The following is a 20286-nucleotide window of genomic DNA, read 5'->3' as shown; positions in this document are numbered from 1 at the left end:
TCAGCGATCATTGCGGGACGCGGCCTCGTTCATGCTCGACCCGACAAGATAAAATGTGAAAACTGTAAGGGCGACGGCAGCGCCCGGCCCCAGGCTGAGCAGCGGCAGGATCGGCAGGAACATCGAACCGTCGCGTACCATGCCGCCCCAGTCCGGAGCCGGCGGAGGAACGCCCAGCCCCAGGAAGCTGAGGCTTGCGGAGGTGAAGATCGCGAAGGCCACATTGATTGCGAACTGCGCCCACACCACGCGCATCGTGTTTGGCATGATATGATGGCGGATGATCCAGAAAGAGCTTGCGCCCGTGGCGCGCGCAGCTTCCACGAAGACCATTTCCCGGACGACGAAGACCTGACCACGAACCAGCCGGGCGACCGTCGGCGCGGTGACGACACCCAGCGTGACCGCCAGGTTGACCACCGATGGCCCGAGCATCGCGGTGATGATCAATGCGAGAACGAGCCCCGGCAAGGCGATGAAAATGTCGATGATCTGGACGAGGACAAAATCGATCCAGCCACGGAAAAATCCGGCGATCAGGCCAATGGGGGCGCCGATCAGCACAGCCACTATGGCCGCCGAAGCGCCCACCTGCAGTGAAACCCTTGTTCCGTAGATGACGCGCGACAGCACGTCCCGGCCAAGTTGATCCGTGCCAAGGATGTTTTCAGCCGAAGGCGGGCCGAGGACGTTTACCGTCGTGGCGGTCGGGTGCAGGGGCGCGATCAAGGGCGCGAACACCGCGATCAAAGTGATGATCACCAGAAGCGTCAGGCCAAGGACCAATCGGAATGGAAGTTTTCTCATTGGATGCTAAGCCGATGTTCGCACGAGCGGATTGACGAGGCTGTAGGTCACGTCCGCCACAAGGTTGAGGATCATCACGCCGACGATGATCACCATTCCAACCGACAGCATGACAGGAAAATCCCGGGACGAGATCGCTTCCACCAGAAGCCGGCCCATGCCCGGCATCGAAAAGACGGTTTCGGTGACGACCGCGCCGCCAACCAGTTGTCCAAGCGAAAGACCGGCATAGGTGATCAAGGGCAATATGCTGTTGGGCAGAATGTGCCGGTAGGAAATGCGCGCCTCGGACAGCCCCTTCGAACGCGCGGCCTGGATGTAGAGGCTGCCTTTCACCGACTGGTATTCGGCTTTGTAGACGAGCGTGAAGGAGCTAAAATAAAAGGTCGTAAGCGTGATGACGGGCAGGATCATGTGGATGAGATGCTGCCCGGCGCCCCGTGACCACGGCGACCATCCGGTCGTCGGTAGCCAGCGGAGTTGAACCGAAAACAGGTAGATCAGCAGCAGTCCGAGAAAGAAATTCGGTACGGTGATGCCGACGATGCTGACGGCGGCGGTGAGCCGGTCCACCAGCTTTTTCATGAACGTCGCCGAATTGATCAGCGTGGCGCCCAGGAAAGCGATGAGGATTGCCCAGGATGCCAGCTCAAGCGTTAGAGGAAGGGCATCCGCGATCATTTGCGCGACAGGCTGTTGGGTGGAATAAGACCGGCCCAGGTCGCCCGACAATGCGGCGCTGATCCAGTTCCAGTAACGCGACAGAATGGGCTGGTCGAAGCCTAGCTTCGCGTTGAGTTCGGCGATCGATTGGGGGGATGCGTTCTCGCCCAGCATGATCGCCGCCGGCGTCCCCAGAAAGGACGTCACCGACGTGAACAGCAGAAACGTCAGAACGATAACGTTCGGAACCATGATCGCTATGCGGGAAAGTACAAGCGCAAGCATGCCGGCCTCAGTTCATCGCGAAGGATTGAAGAAACGCCTCCGGGGCGCCCGTCCCGCAAAGCGGGCGGTTGGGCACATCCGATGGGCGGCGGTCATAATGGCGATCAAGTTCCTCTACCGGTTGCAGGCGGGACCAGGTCCCACCCGCGCCAGAGGCCGCGGCGCGCCGCGCCGCGCCGCGGCAAAGCATGAAGATCAGGCCTGCGTTTTCCAGACGTAACGGAACCGCGGGATCTCGTCCGGCATCGGAGCGAACCCTTTGACGGTGTTGCGCATGGCGTTGAATTCGACGCTGAACCCGACGGGCATGTAAGGCAGATCGGCAGAAATCTGACGCTGGATCTTTTCGTACAATTCCTTGCGGCGCGCCTGATCGGAAATTACCCGCGCTTCATCGATCCATTTGTCCACTTGGTCATTCTTGTACCCCGTGGAGTTCGCGGTGCCTTTGCTGGAGAAGAGATAGTGGATCAGGCCGTCGGGATCCGCCCGTTGCGTCCAGCGCATCGGCGTGAAGCGTATCTCGCCTGAGACCGCCTTTGCGTAGTAGTCGCTTTGGGGGACCGGCTCGAGCTCAATGTTGAGGCCGATCGCGTCGAGGTCTTCCTTGGCAAGTTCGGCAAAGCGTCGCAGCGTATCGCCGCTTGGCGCCGCAAGCTTGATGGTGGTGCCCTTCAGGCCGGAATCAGCCACGATCTTGCGCGCCTTTTCCGGATCGTATTCGTAGTGCACCAGATCGGTTGGGGTCCACCACAGGCCGTCTGGCGTGAAGCTGTCGGAAATCTTGCCTTGCCCCGCCCATATGATCTGGTTGATGCGGTCGCGGTTGAGGCCATGCGCGATGGCCTGGCGCAGTTCCGGCTTGTTATATGGCTCGGCGTCCCACCGCCACTGGTAGGAATACCAGACGCCACCCTTCGACGGCACAAGCTCGATGTCCGGGCTGGCCTTGGAAAGGCGCGTATCCAACGGATCAAGCTGGCTTATGAAATCCAGTTCACCGATGGCCATGCGCTGAATGCCGACGACGTTCGTCGGAATGTCATGGAAGGTAATGCCGTCGAGATATGGCATTCCCTTCTGCCAATAGCTGTCGTTCTTGGTGAGCGCGATGCGCGACCCGCGGACCCATTCGCCGAAAACGAACGGACCGGTCCCGACAGGATTGGAACCGACGTCGCTGCCGTATTTCTTGGCCGCAGTTGGCGAAGCCATCAGCCCTGCGCGGTCGGCAAACAGCGCCAGCAGCGGCGGATAAGGTTCCTTCATGTCGATGGCGACGGTGAATTCGTCCAGCACTTCGACATTCTTGACGCCTTCCAGCAACTTGAGCTGCGATGAGTTGCCTTTCGGATCGAGACGCGCATCAAGGTTCCATTTCACGGCCTCGGCGTTGAACGGTGTGCCGTCATGGAACTTCACGCCTTCCTGCAGCTTCAGGACCACGCGCTTGCCGTCGTCCGAAAACTCCCAGCTTTTCGCCAGGGCAGGCTTCAGGGAGAAGTCCGCCTCGGTCTCGAGAAGCGTATCGAATATCAGGAAAAGGATCTGCCGCTCGGTCCATTGCGACGACTGAAGCGGGTCGAGCGTGCGGACGTCGCTGATGAAGCCGACGTTGAGCGTGCCGCCGGTGACCGGCTGGGTATCTTGAGCCAGCGCTACCGCCGGCAAAGAGGCCACGATTGCGAAGCCGCTGACGGCGGCCATAAATTGCCTTCTATCCATGACAAATCCTCCGTTGGTTCAGTTCCCGATATTATCGGCATTGCCGTTATTGGCCTCCGGGCAAGGACCCGGAGGCTTGCGCGTTATTTGCTCTCGGCTGGCAGCGGCCGGCCGGCCTGATCGACTCCCATGATCCGCATGTCGTTGAACCGATCGCCGATGCGATGGTGCGGACGCCCGCCGCTCGCGGCGCCCAAGGCGATGACGATCTCGTCATGCGCAGGCGCGTCGGGAATGGTGAATTCCACGGTCAGAAAATGAGCGCGGCTTCCCTTCTTCTCAGCGTCCTTGTGGGTCAAGGGAACGGTGAGCGCGGTGCCGGCGCCGGCACGCTTGTTCGTGAACGGGAGAAAGGAATCGCCACCAGCGGCGATGCGGAAGACATTGCCGAAATGCAGCGTGTGGATCAGGCCGGCCGCGTGTTCGACTTCGCCGTCCGTCCCGGTCACCGCGCACTTTCCAAACGCTTCTATCCTGTCCGGACCGCCCATGATCGCCACCAGGCGAGGCACGAGGGCATCCGTGAGAGCCTTGGCGTGCTCCATGATGTGCGGCTGCAGGTCCTCGACGAATGCCGATCCTGCCCAGGGATTGCGGATTACCGCCGCGCAGGCGGCCATGCGAAGCGGAACCGGCGCGACGCGCCCCCCTTCGATAAGCGTGTCCTCGACGAAATCGACGATCTTGCGGATCAGGACCCCAGTCATTTTTCCACTCCGCCGGCTGCGAGTTCGGCAAGCACGCGGTTGGCGATGCGATGGCATTCGACGCCGACAGGAACGCCGCAATAAATCGTGAGATGGGTTATCAACGCGTCCAGCTCGTCACGGGTGACCCCGTTGCGAAGGGCGCCGCGAAAATGCAGTTCCCACTCATGCATGCGGTTGAGCGCGGCAATCATGACGATGTTCAGCATGCTGCGGGTCCTGGCATCCAGCCTGTCGTCACCCCAGGCCGTTCCCCAGCAATATTCTGTGATAAATGACTGAAAACCCTTGGAAAACTCGGTTGCCTTGCTCAGCGAATTTTCAACATATTCGCTGCCGAGCGTCGCCTTGCGCCGCTCCAGCCCACGCTCAAATAGCGTCTCGTTCATTCGTCTTCCCTTCATTTTCAGCGTGGACGCAAAAGGAACTCGCGGACATGGTCGGACACCAGCTTGGATGCCTCGACCAGGACGCTGTGCTTCAGGCCGGCCAGAATGCGTAATTCCGAATCGGGGATCAGCCGGTGCATCGTCTCGGCCATCCGGACATTCGACCCCTGATCGAATTCGCCCGTCATCACCAGCGTTGGCTGTCTGATCTCGGGAAGCCGATCCACCAGTTCGGTAAGGCCGAACACCCGATACGCCTCCAGGTAAGACGGCACGTGGACAGCCTTGAGCTCGGCAATTCGCCGCTCGATCACATCGGGATGGCGCTCGGCGAATTCCTTGGTGAACCAGCGGTCGTGCGCAGCACCAACGACTGCGTCCATACCGCCGTCGCGGATCATCTGCAGGCGCGCCACAACCTTCTCACGTTCGGCGGGGGTGCGCCCCGCAACTGCGGAAAGAAGCACGACGCGCTCAAACCGGTCCGAATAGGAACAGGCCAGTTCTTGCGCGATCAAGCCCCCCAATGAAAAGCCGACCAGATGGGCTTTGCGCACGCCGGCGTCGTCCATCACCCGAACGATATCGGCGGCAAACTTCTCGACGGAATATTCCGAATCGATGTGCGCGGACTGACCATGACCGCGCAGGTCGGAGCGAATAATGTCGAAGCTGCCCTCCAATTGGAGGCTGACGTCCTCCCAGCTTTGCAGGTTGGCGCCGACACCGTGCACCAGCACGAGAGGATGGCCCTTACCGCTTCTCTCATAGGCGATGAGATCGTCTTTGGTGCGCATCGGCGCCATCCCAGGTCCCTCGTTCGAACTCGATTTTTTTGGTATACCGACAGACAGGCATATGGTCAACCGTATTTGAATCGGCTACTTGTGATGAAAGAGTCGAACGCGTAGCTGTCATGGAAGGAACGACGGGAGAGGACGCCGCGATGCATGAATGGACGGACTGGTCGATTGCGGATTCGCCGACATTGCGCGAGCAGACCGTTGTCACGCTGCGCGAGGCGTTGTTCAACGAAGTGTTCAAGCCGGGTGACAAGCTGGTGGAACGGAAGCTTGCCGAGCAGACCGGCGTAAGCCGCACAAGCATTCGGGAAGCGCTGAGCCAGCTTGAGTCCGAAGGGCTTGTGACTCGGGTAGCCGGCAAGGGCATGTTCGTGACCCGCTTGTCGGAACGGGAAGTCCGGCAGATCTACGAGGCCCGCGCAATCCTGGAATCGGCCATGGCGCGCCTGTTTGTCGAACGGGCCAGCCAGGAACAAATGGACGAATTGGCGCGGCGTATTTCGGAAGCAGGCGAAACCGACACCTCCGAGCTTGCCAGGCAGCATGCCGAGAAGCTCGACGCGGTGTGGGACATCATCATGCAAGGCGCAGGCAACGACATCACCAGGCAAATGACCTTTCTCCTGCATGGCCGCGTCACCTATCTGCGCACCGTCACCACCCGCGTCGCCTCGGCTGAACGGCGCAGGAATACGATGGCCTTGCTCCACGGCATTTTCGACGCGCTGCGCGCGCGCGATGCCGACCTCGCCGAAAAGCTCACGCGCGGGTATGTCGAAAGATCCGCGGCTTTCGCGCTGTCGCTGCTGCGGGACTCTGGGCAGAACGCCAAATCCTCATCACGCAAGCAACGGATCGACACATGAACTATGTCAGGCTCGGCAAGAGCAATCTGAAGGTATCCCGGCTATGCCTCGGCGCGATGGGATTCGGATCCGCGGGATGGCGGGCCTGGGTGCTCGATGAGAAGGCGTCGGCGCCGATCGTTGCGCGCGCCCTCGACCACGGCATCAACTTCTTCGACACCTGCGACTTCTATTCGGCTGGCGAGAGTGAACGCATTCTCGGCCAGATACTCGTTCTCAAGCAGCCGCGCGACAGCTTCGTCATCGCCACCAAGGCGGGAAACCCGATGGCCGCGCATTGCAACGGCCGCGGCTACTCCAGAAAGCACCTGTTCAAGGCAATCGACGATTCGTTGGTCCGCCTTGGAACCGATCACGTGGACCTCTTCCAGACGCATATCTGGGACAAGGACACCGACCTCGACGAACTGGTCGATGCCATGGCGGATATCGTGCGCGCCGGAAAGGCGCTCTATGTAGGCGTCACGACGATGCCCGGCTGGACACTCGCAAAATGCCGTGCGGCTGCCAGCGCACGCGACCTTCCGGCATTCATCTCGATGCAATGCGAATACAATCCCGCTCACCGGGAGTGCGAGCGGGAACTGCTTGCCTACTGCCGCCACGATGATGTTGCCCTGATACCGTTCAGCCCGATCGCGCGCGGCTTCCTTGCCGCGGACCGCCGCAATCCCGGCCAGCAGACGGCGCGCACGAAAAGCGACGACTATACGCAGAGATATTACCACCGCGACGGCGACCACGCCGTGCGCGAAGCCGTCGCTGCCGTTGCCGCCGACATCGGAAAGACACCGGCGCAGGTGGCTCTCGCCTGGACATTGGCGCGCCCCGGCATTACCGCGCCCATCTTCGGAGCGACCTCGACAGACCATGTCGACGAGGCAGTCGCGGCATTGGACATAGTGCTTACGCCCGAACATATCGACCGCATCGACGGGGCCTACGAGCCACGGCCGCTGAACGCCTCAGGCCACTGAATGAAGCACAATGCTTGCGGTAAGCTGATATGCTTGTGACATTGCACTCGTCCGCGCAGGTTTCAAAGGAGCAAATCCGCCGTGTATGATCTGCGAGTCCATGCTCCGCCGCGCCTGTACACGCAGGTGGCCGATACCATCCGCAACGCCATCGTCGTCGGAGAACTGGCGCCGGGAGAGCGGCTGGTGGAGCGCACGCTTTGCGAGCGCATGGGCGTTTCACGGACGTCGCTCAGGGAAGCGATGCGCGAGCTCGAGAACGAGGGCTTGGTCACGAACCTGCCCAACCGGGGGCTTATCGTCTCTGTCGTCGATCCCAAGATCGCGAAGGACATTTTTGACCTTCGCGAGGCGCTGGAGGCGCTTGTATGCAGGTTGTTTTGCGAGAATGCGACTGACGATCATATCACGCGTTGTCGGGGCGTGTATGACGAGCTGATGGAAACCTATCGCGTCGGTGTGGCGCGCGAAATGATAGCTGCAAAGACTAGATTCTACGACGTCTTGATAGCGGGCGCGAACAATTCCGAGGCGGAACGGATGCTTCGCAGCATCCATATGCGGGCCTCACAGTTGCGCATGATTTCTCTTTCCGATGCAGAGCGGCGAAAGGCATCTCAGGAAGAGCTGGCAGCCCTGCTCGACGCCCTGGTGAACCGCAGGGCATCGGATGCCGAGCGGCTTGCAAAAAAGCATGTACGCAAAGCCGCCCAGTTCGCGCTCGGGATGATCGAACAGCTTGAAAACCAATCCGTCAGCTGATCGGCGGCGCTTGAAAGCGCGAGACGCCGCCCGTCCGCCGCTACCCGCGGCGACGGTGAAGGAGAATTATGTCGTGGCGGGCGGCATCCGTACGCGCTATTTCGAAGCTGGCAGCGGACCGGCCGTGATCCTTCTGCACGGCTCGTCACTGGCGATCGATGCCTGGTCCACCTGGCACAACACCATCCCGGCACTCGCGCATGACTTCCGGGTGCTGGCGCCCGATCTGGTCGGCTTCGGTCTCTCGGATGCGCCGGTGGACGGGAAACACGTTCCCCGCCTCGAAAGGCGGCATCACGTTTCAGCCTTCATCGAAGCGCTCGGCGTCACCCGATGCGCGCTCGTCGGCCATTCCGAAGGCGGTTTCATCGCGGCAATGCTCGCCGTTGAAAAGCCAGGTCTGGTCGATAAGGTGGTCGTCGTGAGCAGCGGTGCGACCTCCCCGCGCCTCGGCGGAAATGAGGACCACGCTTGGCAGGCAGCAGCGGCAGCAGCGTATAATGTGCTCGAGGGATGCGACACCGAGGAAGACTTTCTGCGAACCAATGCGAGGCTAAGCACGAAGAATCCGCCGGAGTTCGTGGAGCTGCTAAAAAAGAACTATCGCCTGGCCTGCGAGTCCGGTCAGTTGGAGCGCTTCAAGCAGGCTGCCCGGAAAAAGGACGACACCGAATATACCCAGATCCAGGAGGACCATCTCCTTCCGCATTTGCCCACCATGCAGGCCAAGCTGTTCATAGCCTGGTCAGGCTGCGACGAAACCGTGCCGGTGGCGCGCGGCATCAAGCTGCTGGAACGCGCGCCGCAAGCCGACATGCACATTTTCGCCAATGCCGCTCACATGGTCATGATCGATCGCCCACGCGAATTCAATGGAGTTGTCCGGGACTGGCTTGGCAGCTAGCGCCGGTCAAACCGTCCAGCTTATGACCCACAGCAAGTCGTCCCAAGAGGCCCGCCATGCCGCGGGAGGATGTCCTCGGGCGTGCGCCCCCACTCCCTCGCCACCAGGTAACGCGCTTCCGAGTCGTAGAGCAGCCCGCCATAGTGCTGCCCGAGGTCGGACATGCCAGCCGTGGCGCCCACCACCTCCTGACCGCGTGCCGTAGAGCCGCCGGTAATGATGAACGAGGGCGCGCGGCATCCACGGCCATGTTTCGCATAATCCGTTGACGGAAGGCTCAAAGTCCGCGTTCGGCATGTTGCCGCCCGGCAGCGGCACACTCGCGGTCCAGTCGCCCCCCATCTGCGGAAAGATATGTTCGAGGCGATGGGCCGCGCTAGGCCAATTTCCGGAAGGTCGTGATCTTGCCGCCGAAGACATTGAACAGTGGCGTGTCCCCGGTCTCGTCAAGGTCGAAGACGTAGTCGCGCGTAACCGCCGAAGGGTTCCCATTGCCGTCGTCGAACAACAGCCGCACGCCCCAGAACGCATACAGCAAGTCCTGGGGGCGCAGCTTCTCTTTGAAGTAGCGGTTCACGGCCGCGCTCAAACATTCGATCTCGGTCTGGTCGATCTGCACCGCTTCGGCAGCACCCTCTAGGCGCCGCAGTTCGAGGTGCGGCTACGGTCGCGATTTTTGTCTTGATATTTTTATCAAGCTGTGAAATTTTTTTCAATTAAATGCTGGAGGAAGTTTTCCGCACCTCAGAATGCCCTGACAATGGGCATCGGACGGAGAACACGATGGGAGGTTCAATATGCCGGTCCAAGCCGTTTCAACCGAGTGAGCCTTTCCTGCGGGAGACGCCGCGTCCTGGACCTAAAAATCCGGCGTCGTCGTCACACCTTCACAGGCAGGGGAAAGAGTGCATCCGGCTTCAGGCGCTTTTTTCAAAACGACGAGATCAACGCCGCGAGACCGGCAAAGGTTCCAGAACGTCCGATGACGCGAATAGTGCAGATTTCCGATACCCATCTCAGCCCTGGCAAGCGACACTTCCATGCCAACAGCCAGCCGCTCCTCGACTGGCTGAAGGAAAGCGATGCCGACCTCGTTATCCATACAGGCGACGTCACCGTGGATGGCGCCGATGTCGAGGAGGACATGCGCTATTGCGCCGAGATGATGGACTCCATCGGACTGCCCTATCTCGCCGTGCCGGGCAATCACGACGTGGGCGAGCCCAAGCATCTCTATCAGCCAGTCAACGCAGAACGCCTGGCCCGCTGGCGACGTCATTTCGGGCCGGACTGGTGGCATCGCGACATCGAGGGCTGGCGCCTGATCGGACTCGATTCGATGCTGTTCGGCAGCGACGAGCCGGCCGAAACGGAGCAGATCGCGTGGCTGGAAAACGCCATGCGCGAAGCGTCCGGGCGCCGGATCGGCTGGTTCACCCATCGCCCGCTCTTCATCGGCGAGCCGACCGAAGGCGACGTTGGATACTGGGCGCCCACTCCCGAGCCTCGCGCGCAACTGCTCGACATGGTGCGCCGCTACGACGTGGCCTTCGTGGCCAGCGGCCACCTGCACAAACTCTACGATCGTCAACTCGGCGGCGTCCGGTACCTGTGGGGGCCGTCGTCCGGCTTCCTCGTCGAGGCGCACTTGCAGCCGGAAGGGATGGCCGGAGAAGCCACCTTGGGCGTGCTCGTCTACGACTTTTCCGGGTCCGATTTCACCGTGCGGCCTCATGAAATTCCTGGCCTCACACCCTTTTTCATCGGTGATGTCGTGCATGAGGTCTATCCACCGAGATAGCGCCTCTACCCAATTGTTCGCGAAACGGAGCAACCCCAGTGGCTGCAGTGGAAATAAAGAACCTTTCGAAGTCCTTCGGGCCCCACCGGGTTCTCAAAGACATCAACCTGTCCATCAACGATGGCGAGTTCCTGACGCTTGTCGGCCCCTCCGGCTGCGGAAAATCGACGCTCATCCGCATCATCGCCGGCCTCGAGCCGCAAACCTCGGGCTCGATCCTCGTCGATGGCGCGCCGATCGATCATCTGAGGCCGCATGAGCGGCGCATCGCCATGGTGTTCCAGAGCTACGCGCTCTACCCGCACATGTCCGTCTTCAACAACATGGCGCTGCCCCTGACGATGACCGGGCTTAGCCTCTACGAGCGCCTGCCGCTCGTCCGCCTACTCTCGTCCCGGCGCCGCAAGGTGATGCAGGAGATCGGCAAGCAGGTCAGGGGCATCGCGGCGCAACTTCAGATTGAACCTCTTTTAGAGCGCAAGCCCGCCCAGCTCTCCGGCGGCCAGCGTCAGCGCGTCGCGCTCGGTCGCGCCATGGTGCGCCAGCCCGCCGCTTTCCTGATGGACGAGCCACTTTCTAACCTCGACGCCAAGCTGCGCGTCCACATGCGTAGCGAGCTGGCCGAGCTTCACCAGAGACTCGGCGCGACATTCGTCTACGTCACGCACGACCAGGTCGAGGCGATGACTATGTCAAGCCGGGTCGCCATGATGGAAGGCGGAGACATCCTTCAACTCGGCACGCCCGACGAACTCTACGACAGGCCGGCCAACGTCCAGGTCGCCCAGTTCATCGGCAGCCCGACGATCAACCTGATTCCCGTGACGGTGGGGGTCGGTGGGCGGCTGGAATTGCTCGGAAAGCCTCTGCCGATCGGCACCGCCCTCCCCGCCGGAGAGAAAGCGACGATCGGCGTCCGCCCGGAAATGATCCTGCCCGGCGCGGTCTCGGGCCAGTCGGCGGACCAGGTCCCGCTTCCGGCGAAGCTGCGGCGCAGCGAGCATCTCGGCTCCGAGAAGATCCTGCATTTCGATGTTCCCTCGCTCCCTGGGATCTTGGTGACCTCGCGCATAGGCGCGGGCGTGCCGGACGGTGAGGTCGAGAACACCGAACTCTTGTTCCATCCCTCGGCCTGCCATGTCTTCGATGCCGCCGGAAACCGCGTGGAACCCCAAGTTTCCCAAGACGCGGCCACCGCCGCCAAGGGAAAGCTGCGCCTCGCAGAGGGAGCGCGCGCATCATGAGCCTGACCGCGGTACCCGCTCCGCCCGCCCGGCCCGGTGCCCGGCAGGCCTTCATCGAGAGGCTGGTCGCCGGCGGCTTCGCGCTGCCTGCCCTGCTTTTGCTGGTGCTGACGATTCTCGTGCCGCTCGGCGTGCTCGGTTATCTCAGTTTCACCGACTACGAGCTCGGCGAGGTCGATGTCCATTATGTCGGCCTGCAAAACATCACCGACGCGCTGACCGATCCGGAATTCCGCCGCGCACTCAAGAACACGCTCGTCTACGTCGCGATCGTCCTGCCCGGCTCGGTGATCCTGTCGCTGCTCGTCGCCGTCCTCGTTCACCGCCGCAAGCGCACCCGCTCACTCTACGAAATCATCTACTTCCTGCCTGTGACCTCGACCTTCATCGCCATGGCGACCGTGTGGCAGTTCCTGCTGCACCCCAGCCTCGGCCCGGTGAGCGCGGTGCTGCGCTGGCTCGGCATCGGCGAGGTCGCCTTCCTGAGCAATCCCTCGCTGGCGCTGCCGACGCTTGCCGTGATCGGCATCTGGCAACTGGTCGGCTTCAATATGATCCTGTTCCTGGCCGGCCTCTCGACCATTCCAAAGGACCTCTACGAAGCCGCCGAGATCGACGGCTGCGGCGGCGAAATCGACCGCTTCCTGACGATCACGTGGCCGCTGCTGGGACCGACGACCATGTTCGTCATCGTCACCAGTTCGATCACCGCCTTCAAGGTGTTCGACACGGTGGCGGTGCTGACCCATGGCGGTCCGGTGGGATCGACCGAGGTCCTGCTCTACAAAGTCTACCTCGAAGGCTTCCAGTACTTCCGCATGGCGTATGCGTCGGTCCTCACCTTCATCTTCCTCATTTTCATTCTGGTCTTCTCGATCCTCCAGACCGTCGTCATGGACCGCAGGGTGCATTACTGATGACCGACACAACCATCACTGCTCCCGCGATGACGGGCACAACAACCACACCAGCTGGCTCCGCCGGCCGGCGCTTCGCCTCTCTGTTCATCACTCACGGCATCCTGATCACCGGCGCGGCCTTCATTCTCCTGCCTTTCCTGTGGATGCTGGTGACCTCGATCAAGCCGCCGGAAGAGGTGTTCAACGCCCAGCTCAGGATCTGGCCGAAGCATTTCTACGGCTTCGAGAATTATGCGATGGCGCTGACCAGCGCGCCGCTGCTGCGCTTCGCTCTCAACGGCGTCATAGTGTGCGGCGGCATCCTCATCATCCAGCTTCTGGTCGCCATCCCATGCGCCTACGCGTTGGCCAAGCTGAAGTTCCCGGGCCGCAACCTGCTTTTCGTCCTCGTCCTGCTCGGCCTATGCGTGCCCGAACAGGTGCCGGCGCTGCCGATCTACATCGCGCTGGCGAAGATGGACCTGCTGAATACCTATTTCGCCATGATGGTGCCCTTCTTCCTCTCAGTCTTCGCGATCTTCCTGTTCAGGCAGTTTTTCCGTTCCTTCCCCGACGACATCATTCATGCCGCGCGGCTCGACGGGATGAGCGAGTTCGAGATCGTGTGGCGCATCGTCACGCCCAGCGCCATGCCGGCGATCGCCGCCTTCGCGGTGTTTTCCTTCGTCGCGCACTGGAACGACCTCTACTGGCCGCTAATCGTCATATCCGACGTCAACCTGGCGCCGCCGCCGCTCGGCATGATGTTCTTCTCGGACGCCGAAGCCGGCACCAATTACGGCGCACTGACGGCCGCCGCGACCATCCTGACCGCGCCTCTGCTGCTCGCGTTCCTGTTCGCACGCCGCCGCTTCATCGAGGGCGTCACGATGACCGGCGTGAAATAAAACTGACAACTGGCGCGGCTAGAAGCCCGGTCGCGCCGTTCCCCCACACCTTTCGCGGGGCAAGGCGGCATCATCGCCTCAAGAGCATCGGGCAAATCGCATAACCGGAGGAAAGCCTTAATGAAATTCCTGTCAAAGATCATCGCGGCCTCGGCCGTATTGCTGGGAGCGGCGTCGACAGCGCTGGCCCAGTCTCCCGTGACGCTCGACGTCTACTACGCATTCCCGGCCTTCGCGAAGTTCCATGAGCCGCTGGCCGCGGAATTCATGAAGGAACATCCCGACATCAAGATCCAGTTCCGCGCGCCGGCGGCCAGCTACGACGAAGGCCACCAGGCCATGCTGCGGGCCTCCATCACCAACAACCTGCCCGACGTCTATTATTCGGGCTATCACGTCCTGCATGAACTGGTCGGCAAGCTGAAGGCGCGCAACCAGATCTTGGACCTCGGCACGATGATGGACGCCGAGTCGAAGGAATGGCGCGACGCCAACTACGCCGGCAACATTCTCGACCTCGGCCGGGTGGACGGCAAGCTCTACGGACTGGCCTTCAACGCTTCCATGCCGATCATGTTCTACAATGCCGACCTGGTTAAAAAGGCCGGCGGCGATCCCGACAACATGCCCACCGACTGGCCGGGCATCATGGAACTCGCCAAGAAGATCAAGGCCACCGGTTCCGGCATCGCCGGCCTCGCCTACAATATTCATGACTGGCCCGACGAATGGCTCTGGGACGCCATGTTGATGCAGGGTGGGGGCGAGCTGACCAAGGACGGCAAAGTGGCCTTCGGCGACGAGCACGGCCTGAAGGCGCTGGAATATTTCCGCAGCTTCGTCACCGATGCCGGCATGCCGTTGATCGACTGGGATCAGTCGCGCCAGGCCTTTATCGCCGGCCAGATTGGCATCTTCTTCGATACGCCTGCCCGTCTCAGCCAGGATACCGAACTGATCGGCGACCGATTCAAGCTGCGTACCGCGGTCTTCCCGGTCGACGACAAGGAAAAGGGTGGCCTGCCCACAGGCGGCAACGCGGCGGTGATCACTGCCTCCGACCCGGCAAAGCAGAAGGCGGCCTGGGAATTCCTTAAATTCGTCACCGGCCCCAAGGCGCAGGAGCAGGTCGTGAAGATGAGCGGCTACCTCCCGACCAACAAGGCCGCCACCGGGACCGACTATCTCGGCCCGTTCTACGAAGCGAACCCGAATTACGCCACCGTTGCCAAGCAGATGGCACTGTCGCGCCCGTGGCCCGGCTATTCGGCGGGCAACACGGTCCGCATCTGGCGCACCCAGCGCGAGATCATCAGCAAGGTCATGAGCGGCGACGTATCCATCAAGGACGGGCTCGACAGCCTCGTCTCCGAAACACAGGCACTCATGAAATAAGTCGCCATGCCACGCGCGCCGGCCGGCTTCGGCTGGCGCGCCCTTTTTAAGGTGGCGCCGATGTGGCGCCCTTCTTGTGTCAGCCCTCCCTTCACACTGCCGGACCTCCCGATGCTCATTGCACAGATCAGCGATTTTCATATCCGACCCGACGGCCAGATGGCCTATGAGGGTCTCCAGACCAACACCATGACTCGTCGCGCCATCGCGACCGTCGCCGCGCTCGATCCGGCGCCCGATTGCGTCCTCGTCACCGGCGATCTCGCCGATTGCGGTCGCCCGGAAGAGTATGCGCTGGTCGCCGACATGCTGTCGGCCCTGCCCATGCCCGTCTTCGTCATTCCTGGCAACCATGACCGGCGTGAGACAATGCGCGAGGTGATGGCGCCGAAATTCCCCTATCTGAGCCAGTCGCCGGATTTCCTGCATTATACGATCGAGGACCTTCCGGTCCGCCTTATCGGGCTGGACACGGTGCAGCCGGGCGAGGACGGTGGTGCGATCTGCGAGCGGCGCGAAGCCTGGCTCGGTGAGCGTCTCGCCGAGGGCGACGGCCGCCCGACCTTCGTCTTCATGCACCATCCGCCCTTTCCCGTCGGCGTGCACGGCATGGACATCATGATGTGCGTCGTCGGCGACGGCTTCCGCGACATGATCAGGTCCCACGCCGAAATCGAGCGGGTGGCCTGCGGGCACTATCACCGGCCCATCACCACGCGCTTTGCCGGCACGGTCGGCTTCGTCGCGCCGGGCGTCGCGCACCAGGTCGCGCTCGATCTTCGTCCGGGCGAGCCCAATCGCTTCATCTTCGAACCGCCGGCTTTCGCCCTGCACGCCTGGTCGCCGCAGACCGGTGTCGTTTCGCACGTCGTCCCGATCGGCGATTTCGGCCCCGCCCACGATTTCATCACCGATGTCGACTACCCCGGGAAAAACGAAACATGAGCGACTACCGTCAAATCCTGAAAGACGCCGATGCCATCGCACGCAAGGCAGCCGCGACGTTGATGTCGATGCGCGAGGAGCGCCTCGACGTCACGCGCAAGGAAGGGCTGGATATTGTCACCGCCGCCGATCTCGCTTCGGAGCGCATTGTCATCGACGGGCTGCGCGCGCTTACGCCGCAAGCTTCCATCCTGTCGGAAGAAGCCGGCACGACGGGAATCTTGGGCGAAAGCCGCTGGATCGTCGACCCGCTCGACGGCACGATAAACTACGCGTCCGGCCTGCCGTGGTTCTCCGTCACCATGGCCTATCAGGAGCAGGGTGCGACGAAGATCGGCCTGACCGTCGCACCCGCCGCCGGCTTCGAGGCGCACTACACCAGCGACGGAATCGCGACCGTCAACGGCAAGACGGCCAATGTGTCGACAACTGCAAGACTGGCCGATGCGGTCATTGCCGTCGTGCTGACGTCGCACTTTTCGGCCGAGGAGGTGGCGCGCACCGCAGAGATCGTGCGGCGGCTCGGCGTCGGCGCGCGCGGCGTGCGCGTTATCGTCTCAGGGGCCTTTGAACATTCGATGGTCGCCGCCGGCCAGCTCGATGCGGCGGTTTCGATCAAGGCCGACGTCGTGTCCTACGCGGCTGCCATGCCGCTGCTACGCGCAGCAGGAGGCAAGGTCACCACGCTTTCAGGTGTCGACTCCACAGACGAGGACACGCAGAAGGTCGGCTCGAACGGGCTCATTCACGACGAACTTCTTGAAGCGCTACGCGGCCTGTGACACCTGGCGCGCAAACCGGAGCGAGCATGCAAGACACATTGATCATATTCGACTGCGACGGCGTGCTGGTCGACAGCGAACCGCTGGCGGCGCTTGCCTACGGGCGGGTCTATTCGAAACACGGCATGGAACTCGACCCGCAGGCGGTCCTGCAATGCGTCGGCATGAAGCAGACCGATATCCTGGAGCGCATCAGGCTCACGACCGGCCATCGCCTTGAGGAGCACCAGACCGCGGATTTGTGGGACGAGGTGAAAGCGCTCTTCACCGAAAGTCTGCAGCCGATGGCGGGCCTGAAGCCCTTCCTTGAACGGCTGTCCAATCCCCGCTGCGTCGCCTCATCCTCCTCGCTGGAGCGGATACATCACAGCCTTTCGGTCACAGGGCTCGCGAGATTCTTCGGCGAGAACATATTCTCATCGTCAATGGTCGCGCGCGGGAAGCCCGCCCCCGACATCTTCCTGTTCGCCGCGGATCAGATGAGCATCGAACCGAAGCACTGCGCGGTTGTCGAGGACTCGCCTTTCGGCGTGCAGGGCGCAGTCGCCGCCGGCATGACGGCGATCGGCTTCATCGGCGGCGGCCACACCTATCCGGGGCATACCGAGAAACTGCGCGTGGCCGGCGCCCGAACCATCTGCGCCGACTGGGACGAAGTCGCGCGCGAACTCGTTTCTCTGGAGTTGATCGCACCCGTCTCCGTTTAGATTTCAGGCCCAGCGAAAGCCGGGCAGCAGATAATCCGGCACCGCCCTTCCTGCTCGAACACCGTCGAAAGCGCGCGTCGTCGAATGTAACAGATAGGTAGGATTCCGTAATTGGGGCCGGAACAAGAGCTGTTTCAGAATCTGCTTAAGGTCGAACGGAGAGCGAACACCCGGATGTTCGCTGTGGATGCGCGATTGCTAGCGAACTTTCGAAACTACCTGCCGGTGCCAGAGGTACCGCTCACATGATCATTATCAGGTAGCCGAAGTTGGTCCAAAAAGAGGCCGTGCCGTTGACGATCACCGCACCGGCTGAGCCAACGAATCGTCCAATTGCACCGTCGCCGCCACGCCCTGACGAGCGCGAGGCCGCCTTAGATTTCTTTGCTTTCTCTTTTTCACTTGACGCGGTTCTTCGTTTGAAAGCGCACCCGTCACGCAGTCGACCACGTTGAACGCAACAAAGTCCGCTTCCAATTGCTCGGCGAGGCCCGCCGCATCCTCCCTGGGCTTGTCATGGGTGTCGTGCCAGAGCGCGATTCCGATGCGTGCATGCGGTGCGAGTCGCCTCAAGCGCCTCACGACGAACACCGCGTGTTTGAACGAATCGCGGTTGAGGAAGCCCACGACGACTGCGTCGCGAGCTTCAAGCGGAAGTTTCCGGATCCGCGCGGGGAGGAGGTCACGGTGGCTCGCGGCCGCGCAATCCGCACCCTCGATCGAAATGACCTGCGCGAGCATCGCAGCGGCTACATCGTCGAGGTCTCCGCGCCCGCCGATACACAGCACTGACTTCCCAGCACCATCCGGGAGATCAGGCGCAAACTCGGCTTGATCCTCATCCTCTTCGCCCGGATCTGCGCTCGCGCCTTCTTTTTCCGCGTGCTCTTCTTCTTCCTCTTCTTCTTCCTCCGCGGCGATCTCGTTGAGATTGGCCACCAGGGTGCGGGCGTTTTCGGCAAGGTTCGCCAACTGACTTGCCGTTAGCGCGCCCCGAGCCCGATCCTGTTCACCAAGCAGCAACGCCGGAATGGCAACCGTGCTGTGGAACTCGATCAGGTATTTCTCCTCGAGCATTTCTTCCGCGTTGTCGGTGGCTTCGTCGATATCGTCGGCAAGAAGCCGCTGGTACAGACGCTCCTTCGGGTCAAGCACCGGCTCATCGCCAAACAGGATCTGCAGGAATTCGAATTGGGGCACGTGCCGTCCAAGCACGACAAGGCAGACGGTCAACGGCGTCGACAGCACCAAGCCGACCGGGCCCCATAGCCAGGCCCAGAAAACGGCGGCTACGATGATCGCCAGCGGCGAGAGGCCCGTGTGCGAGCCGTAAAGCCAGGGCTCGACGATGTTGCTGATTACGAGCTCTGCCAAGATGAAGAGAGCGCCAGTCCATACCAGTAAGCTCCAGCCGGGAGCCACTGCGAAGGCAAGAAACAAAGGTATCACCGCCGCGATAACCGGACCGATAAAGGGTACGAAACGCAAGACAACGGCCAACATGCCCCATAGCAGGGCATTGGGAATGCCAAGAAACCAAAGACCTATCGCAAGGGGCACGCCGTAGACGATGTTCACGACCAATTGCATGAGCAGATATTGTCCGACGCGACTGCCTGCATCCTGCAATGCCTGGGTCGTGCGATGGAGATCGCTGTAGCCCACAAGGCGGATGAATCGATCCCGCAATTCTTCACGCTCGAGCAGCATGAAAATCACCACGATGATGACAAGGCCGGTCGTGGCGAGTGGTCCGATCAGCGGCTCGATGATGTTCCTCAGCGTCTCTATCGGACGCTGGGGCGAGAATATCTGAACCAGAAGCGGATCCTGCTGCTTCGTGGTTTGCTCCACATCTGCCTGCCCGCTGGATTGGGATTTGTTTATCTCAGTGTTGACGCGCTCGAACACCTTGCCGAGCCGGCTGATAAGGCCGTCTTCGGATCCTGTTTCTTTCAAAGTCCGAATCTTCTCGAGGATGTTGGATTGGTATGTCGGAATGTCCTGCGCGACCTGGCTCACCTGCGTGGCAACGATCAGGCTGAACAGCGACACGAGGACGAAGGCCGATGCAACCGCGCCAAGCACAGCGATCATTCGCGGCAGCTTCAACTTTCGGAGCAAAGAAACAATCGGCGCCAACGCAAATGTGAGAAGGACCGCTATTGCCAATGGCAGCAGGACCTCCTTGGCGACGTAAAGAATGGCGACGGTAGCAATCATCGCCACGACGGTTGCCAACTTCGATGTCATAAAAGCAGGGGGCATGATGGGACCTATCTGCAATCTCGCGATTTAGAGGACGGCCATGGCCTAACCGCGCAAAGCGTGCGCTGGTCCATATACTGGCACCTCCTCAGCTTCTGGCCAATGACCTGGTTCGTTACACCGCATGTGTGATGATCTCGAACTTTTGCAGGGCATGTAGCCCAAAGGTGTGGATCATCGGAACATCCGCAGCGTCCCTCGCAGGCCCAAAAGATTTCTTTGGCGGCGTGCTTCCTACCCGGCTGGCAATGACCAAGGTCATCACGCATGGCGTGACCGGCGCGTCCGTATTTCGGCCAGGTGACTGGCCAGCGGAATTCGCTGAACGGATCAGCGCTGCGGTTTCGCCGGGCTACAACACGTTCTCCCGAGCCGACACTTTGAAAGCGGCGGATTCTCGGCCGCAGCCGACGCTACCGTGCATTTTCAGGATCCCGACGAGGGTGCCA

At 61.5% G+C, this 20286-nt stretch carries 18 protein-coding genes and 2 pseudogenes; 12 read left to right on the top strand and 8 right to left on the bottom strand.

Going from position 1 to position 20286, the window contains the following annotated elements; translation table 11 throughout:
- The 6 genes from FJ867_RS23730 to FJ867_RS23705 all read right to left on the bottom strand — a co-directional run bounded on the left by FJ867_RS23730 (position 1) and on the right by FJ867_RS23705 (position 5373).
- Entirely contained in the window at positions 1 to 741 is a 741-nt protein-coding gene (locus tag FJ867_RS23730) for an ABC transporter permease (RefSeq protein ID WP_224619722.1), read from the bottom strand.
- A gap of 72 nt (positions 742 to 813) precedes the next feature.
- A complete protein-coding gene (locus tag FJ867_RS23725; protein WP_140513435.1) occupies positions 814 to 1755 on the bottom strand; it encodes an ABC transporter permease in 942 nt (313 codons plus the stop codon).
- A 195-nt stretch (positions 1756 to 1950) separates the two neighbouring features.
- Positions 1951 to 3462 (bottom strand): ABC transporter substrate-binding protein, encoded by a 1512-nt coding sequence (locus FJ867_RS23720; protein ID WP_181168427.1) that lies wholly within the window; start codon positions 3460 to 3462, stop codon positions 1951 to 1953.
- Between the two features lie 101 nt (positions 3463 to 3563).
- Positions 3564 to 4187, bottom strand: a complete 624-nt coding sequence (locus tag FJ867_RS23715) for an amino acid synthesis family protein (RefSeq protein ID WP_140498500.1) — start codon at positions 4185 to 4187, stop codon at positions 3564 to 3566.
- Positions 4184 to 4576 carry a carboxymuconolactone decarboxylase family protein gene (locus FJ867_RS23710; protein WP_140498501.1) on the bottom strand — a complete coding sequence of 131 codons (393 nt, stop codon included), beginning with the start codon at positions 4574 to 4576 and terminating at the stop codon, positions 4184 to 4186. Before FJ867_RS23710 ends, FJ867_RS23715 begins: the two co-directional genes overlap by 4 nt.
- 17 nt (positions 4577 to 4593) lie before the next feature.
- Positions 4594 to 5373 carry an alpha/beta hydrolase gene (locus tag FJ867_RS23705; protein ID WP_181165367.1) on the bottom strand — a complete coding sequence of 260 codons (780 nt, stop codon included), beginning with the start codon at positions 5371 to 5373 and terminating at the stop codon, positions 4594 to 4596.
- 149 nt (positions 5374 to 5522) lie between these two features.
- On the opposite strand from FJ867_RS23705, the gene FJ867_RS23700 reads away from it, so the two are divergent.
- The 4 genes from FJ867_RS23700 (at position 5523) to FJ867_RS23685 (ending at position 8888) form a co-directional block, all read left to right on the top strand.
- On the top strand, positions 5523 to 6245 hold the full coding sequence (locus tag FJ867_RS23700) for a GntR family transcriptional regulator (protein WP_181165366.1): 723 nt from the start codon (positions 5523 to 5525) through the stop codon (positions 6243 to 6245).
- Positions 6242 to 7222, top strand: coding sequence for an aldo/keto reductase (locus FJ867_RS23695; protein WP_140498503.1), 981 nt, complete (start codon positions 6242 to 6244; stop codon positions 7220 to 7222). Before FJ867_RS23700 ends, FJ867_RS23695 begins: the two co-directional genes overlap by 4 nt.
- An 81-nt stretch (positions 7223 to 7303) precedes the next feature.
- Positions 7304 to 7984 carry a GntR family transcriptional regulator gene (locus FJ867_RS23690; RefSeq protein ID WP_140498504.1) on the top strand — a complete coding sequence of 227 codons (681 nt, stop codon included), beginning with the start codon at positions 7304 to 7306 and terminating at the stop codon, positions 7982 to 7984.
- Positions 7962 to 8888 carry an alpha/beta hydrolase gene (locus FJ867_RS23685; RefSeq protein WP_140567215.1) on the top strand — a complete coding sequence of 309 codons (927 nt, stop codon included), beginning with the start codon at positions 7962 to 7964 and terminating at the stop codon, positions 8886 to 8888. Before FJ867_RS23690 ends, FJ867_RS23685 begins: the two co-directional genes overlap by 23 nt.
- 59 nt (positions 8889 to 8947) lie before the next feature.
- Here FJ867_RS23685 and FJ867_RS29155 read toward each other — a convergent pair.
- Positions 8948 to 9525, bottom strand: a pseudogene (locus FJ867_RS29155) (glycerol-3-phosphate dehydrogenase); the annotation flags it as partial.
- Positions 9526 to 9648: 123 nt separating this feature from the next.
- Between FJ867_RS29155 and FJ867_RS23675 the strand changes: the two are divergent.
- The 8 genes from FJ867_RS23675 to FJ867_RS23640 all read left to right on the top strand — a co-directional run bounded on the left by FJ867_RS23675 (position 9649) and on the right by FJ867_RS23640 (position 17569).
- Positions 9649 to 10689 (top strand): metallophosphoesterase, encoded by a 1041-nt coding sequence (locus FJ867_RS23675; RefSeq protein WP_140818766.1) that lies wholly within the window; start codon positions 9649 to 9651, stop codon positions 10687 to 10689.
- Between the two features lie 38 nt (positions 10690 to 10727).
- A complete protein-coding gene (locus FJ867_RS23670) occupies positions 10728 to 11933 on the top strand; it encodes an ABC transporter ATP-binding protein (RefSeq protein ID WP_140525274.1) in 1206 nt (401 codons plus the stop codon).
- Positions 11930 to 12850, top strand: coding sequence for a sugar ABC transporter permease (locus tag FJ867_RS23665; RefSeq protein WP_140498510.1), 921 nt, complete (start codon positions 11930 to 11932; stop codon positions 12848 to 12850). Before FJ867_RS23670 ends, FJ867_RS23665 begins: the two co-directional genes overlap by 4 nt.
- Positions 12851 to 12879: 29 nt before the next feature.
- Entirely contained in the window at positions 12880 to 13740 is an 861-nt protein-coding gene (locus FJ867_RS23660; RefSeq protein ID WP_140525325.1) for a carbohydrate ABC transporter permease, read from the top strand.
- A gap of 120 nt (positions 13741 to 13860) precedes the next feature.
- The gene (locus FJ867_RS23655) at positions 13861 to 15135 is read left to right on the top strand and encodes an ABC transporter substrate-binding protein (protein WP_140498511.1); all 1275 of its coding nucleotides are present in this window, start codon (positions 13861 to 13863) and stop codon (positions 15133 to 15135) included.
- A gap of 111 nt (positions 15136 to 15246) precedes the next feature.
- Entirely contained in the window at positions 15247 to 16080 is an 834-nt protein-coding gene (locus FJ867_RS23650) for a phosphodiesterase (RefSeq protein WP_140558059.1), read from the top strand.
- On the top strand, positions 16077 to 16862 hold the full coding sequence (locus FJ867_RS23645; protein WP_140525272.1) for an inositol monophosphatase: 786 nt from the start codon (positions 16077 to 16079) through the stop codon (positions 16860 to 16862). The genes FJ867_RS23650 and FJ867_RS23645 overlap by 4 nt, the downstream gene beginning before the upstream one ends.
- A 26-nt stretch (positions 16863 to 16888) precedes the next feature.
- Positions 16889 to 17569: an HAD family phosphatase gene (locus FJ867_RS23640; protein WP_140818764.1), complete on the top strand. Its 681-nt coding sequence runs from the start codon at positions 16889 to 16891 to the stop codon at positions 17567 to 17569.
- Positions 17570 to 17869: 300 nt separating this feature from the next.
- Here FJ867_RS23640 and FJ867_RS23630 read toward each other — a convergent pair.
- Positions 17870 to 19816, bottom strand: a pseudogene (locus FJ867_RS23630) (AI-2E family transporter); the annotation flags it as partial.
- Positions 19817 to 20286: the final 470 nt, after the last annotated feature.

The sequence above is a fragment of the Mesorhizobium sp. B2-5-3 genome, assembly GCF_006441005.1.
GTDB lineage: Bacteria > Pseudomonadota > Alphaproteobacteria > Rhizobiales > Rhizobiaceae > Mesorhizobium.
This window is presented reverse-complemented; position numbering and strand designations above follow the sequence as displayed.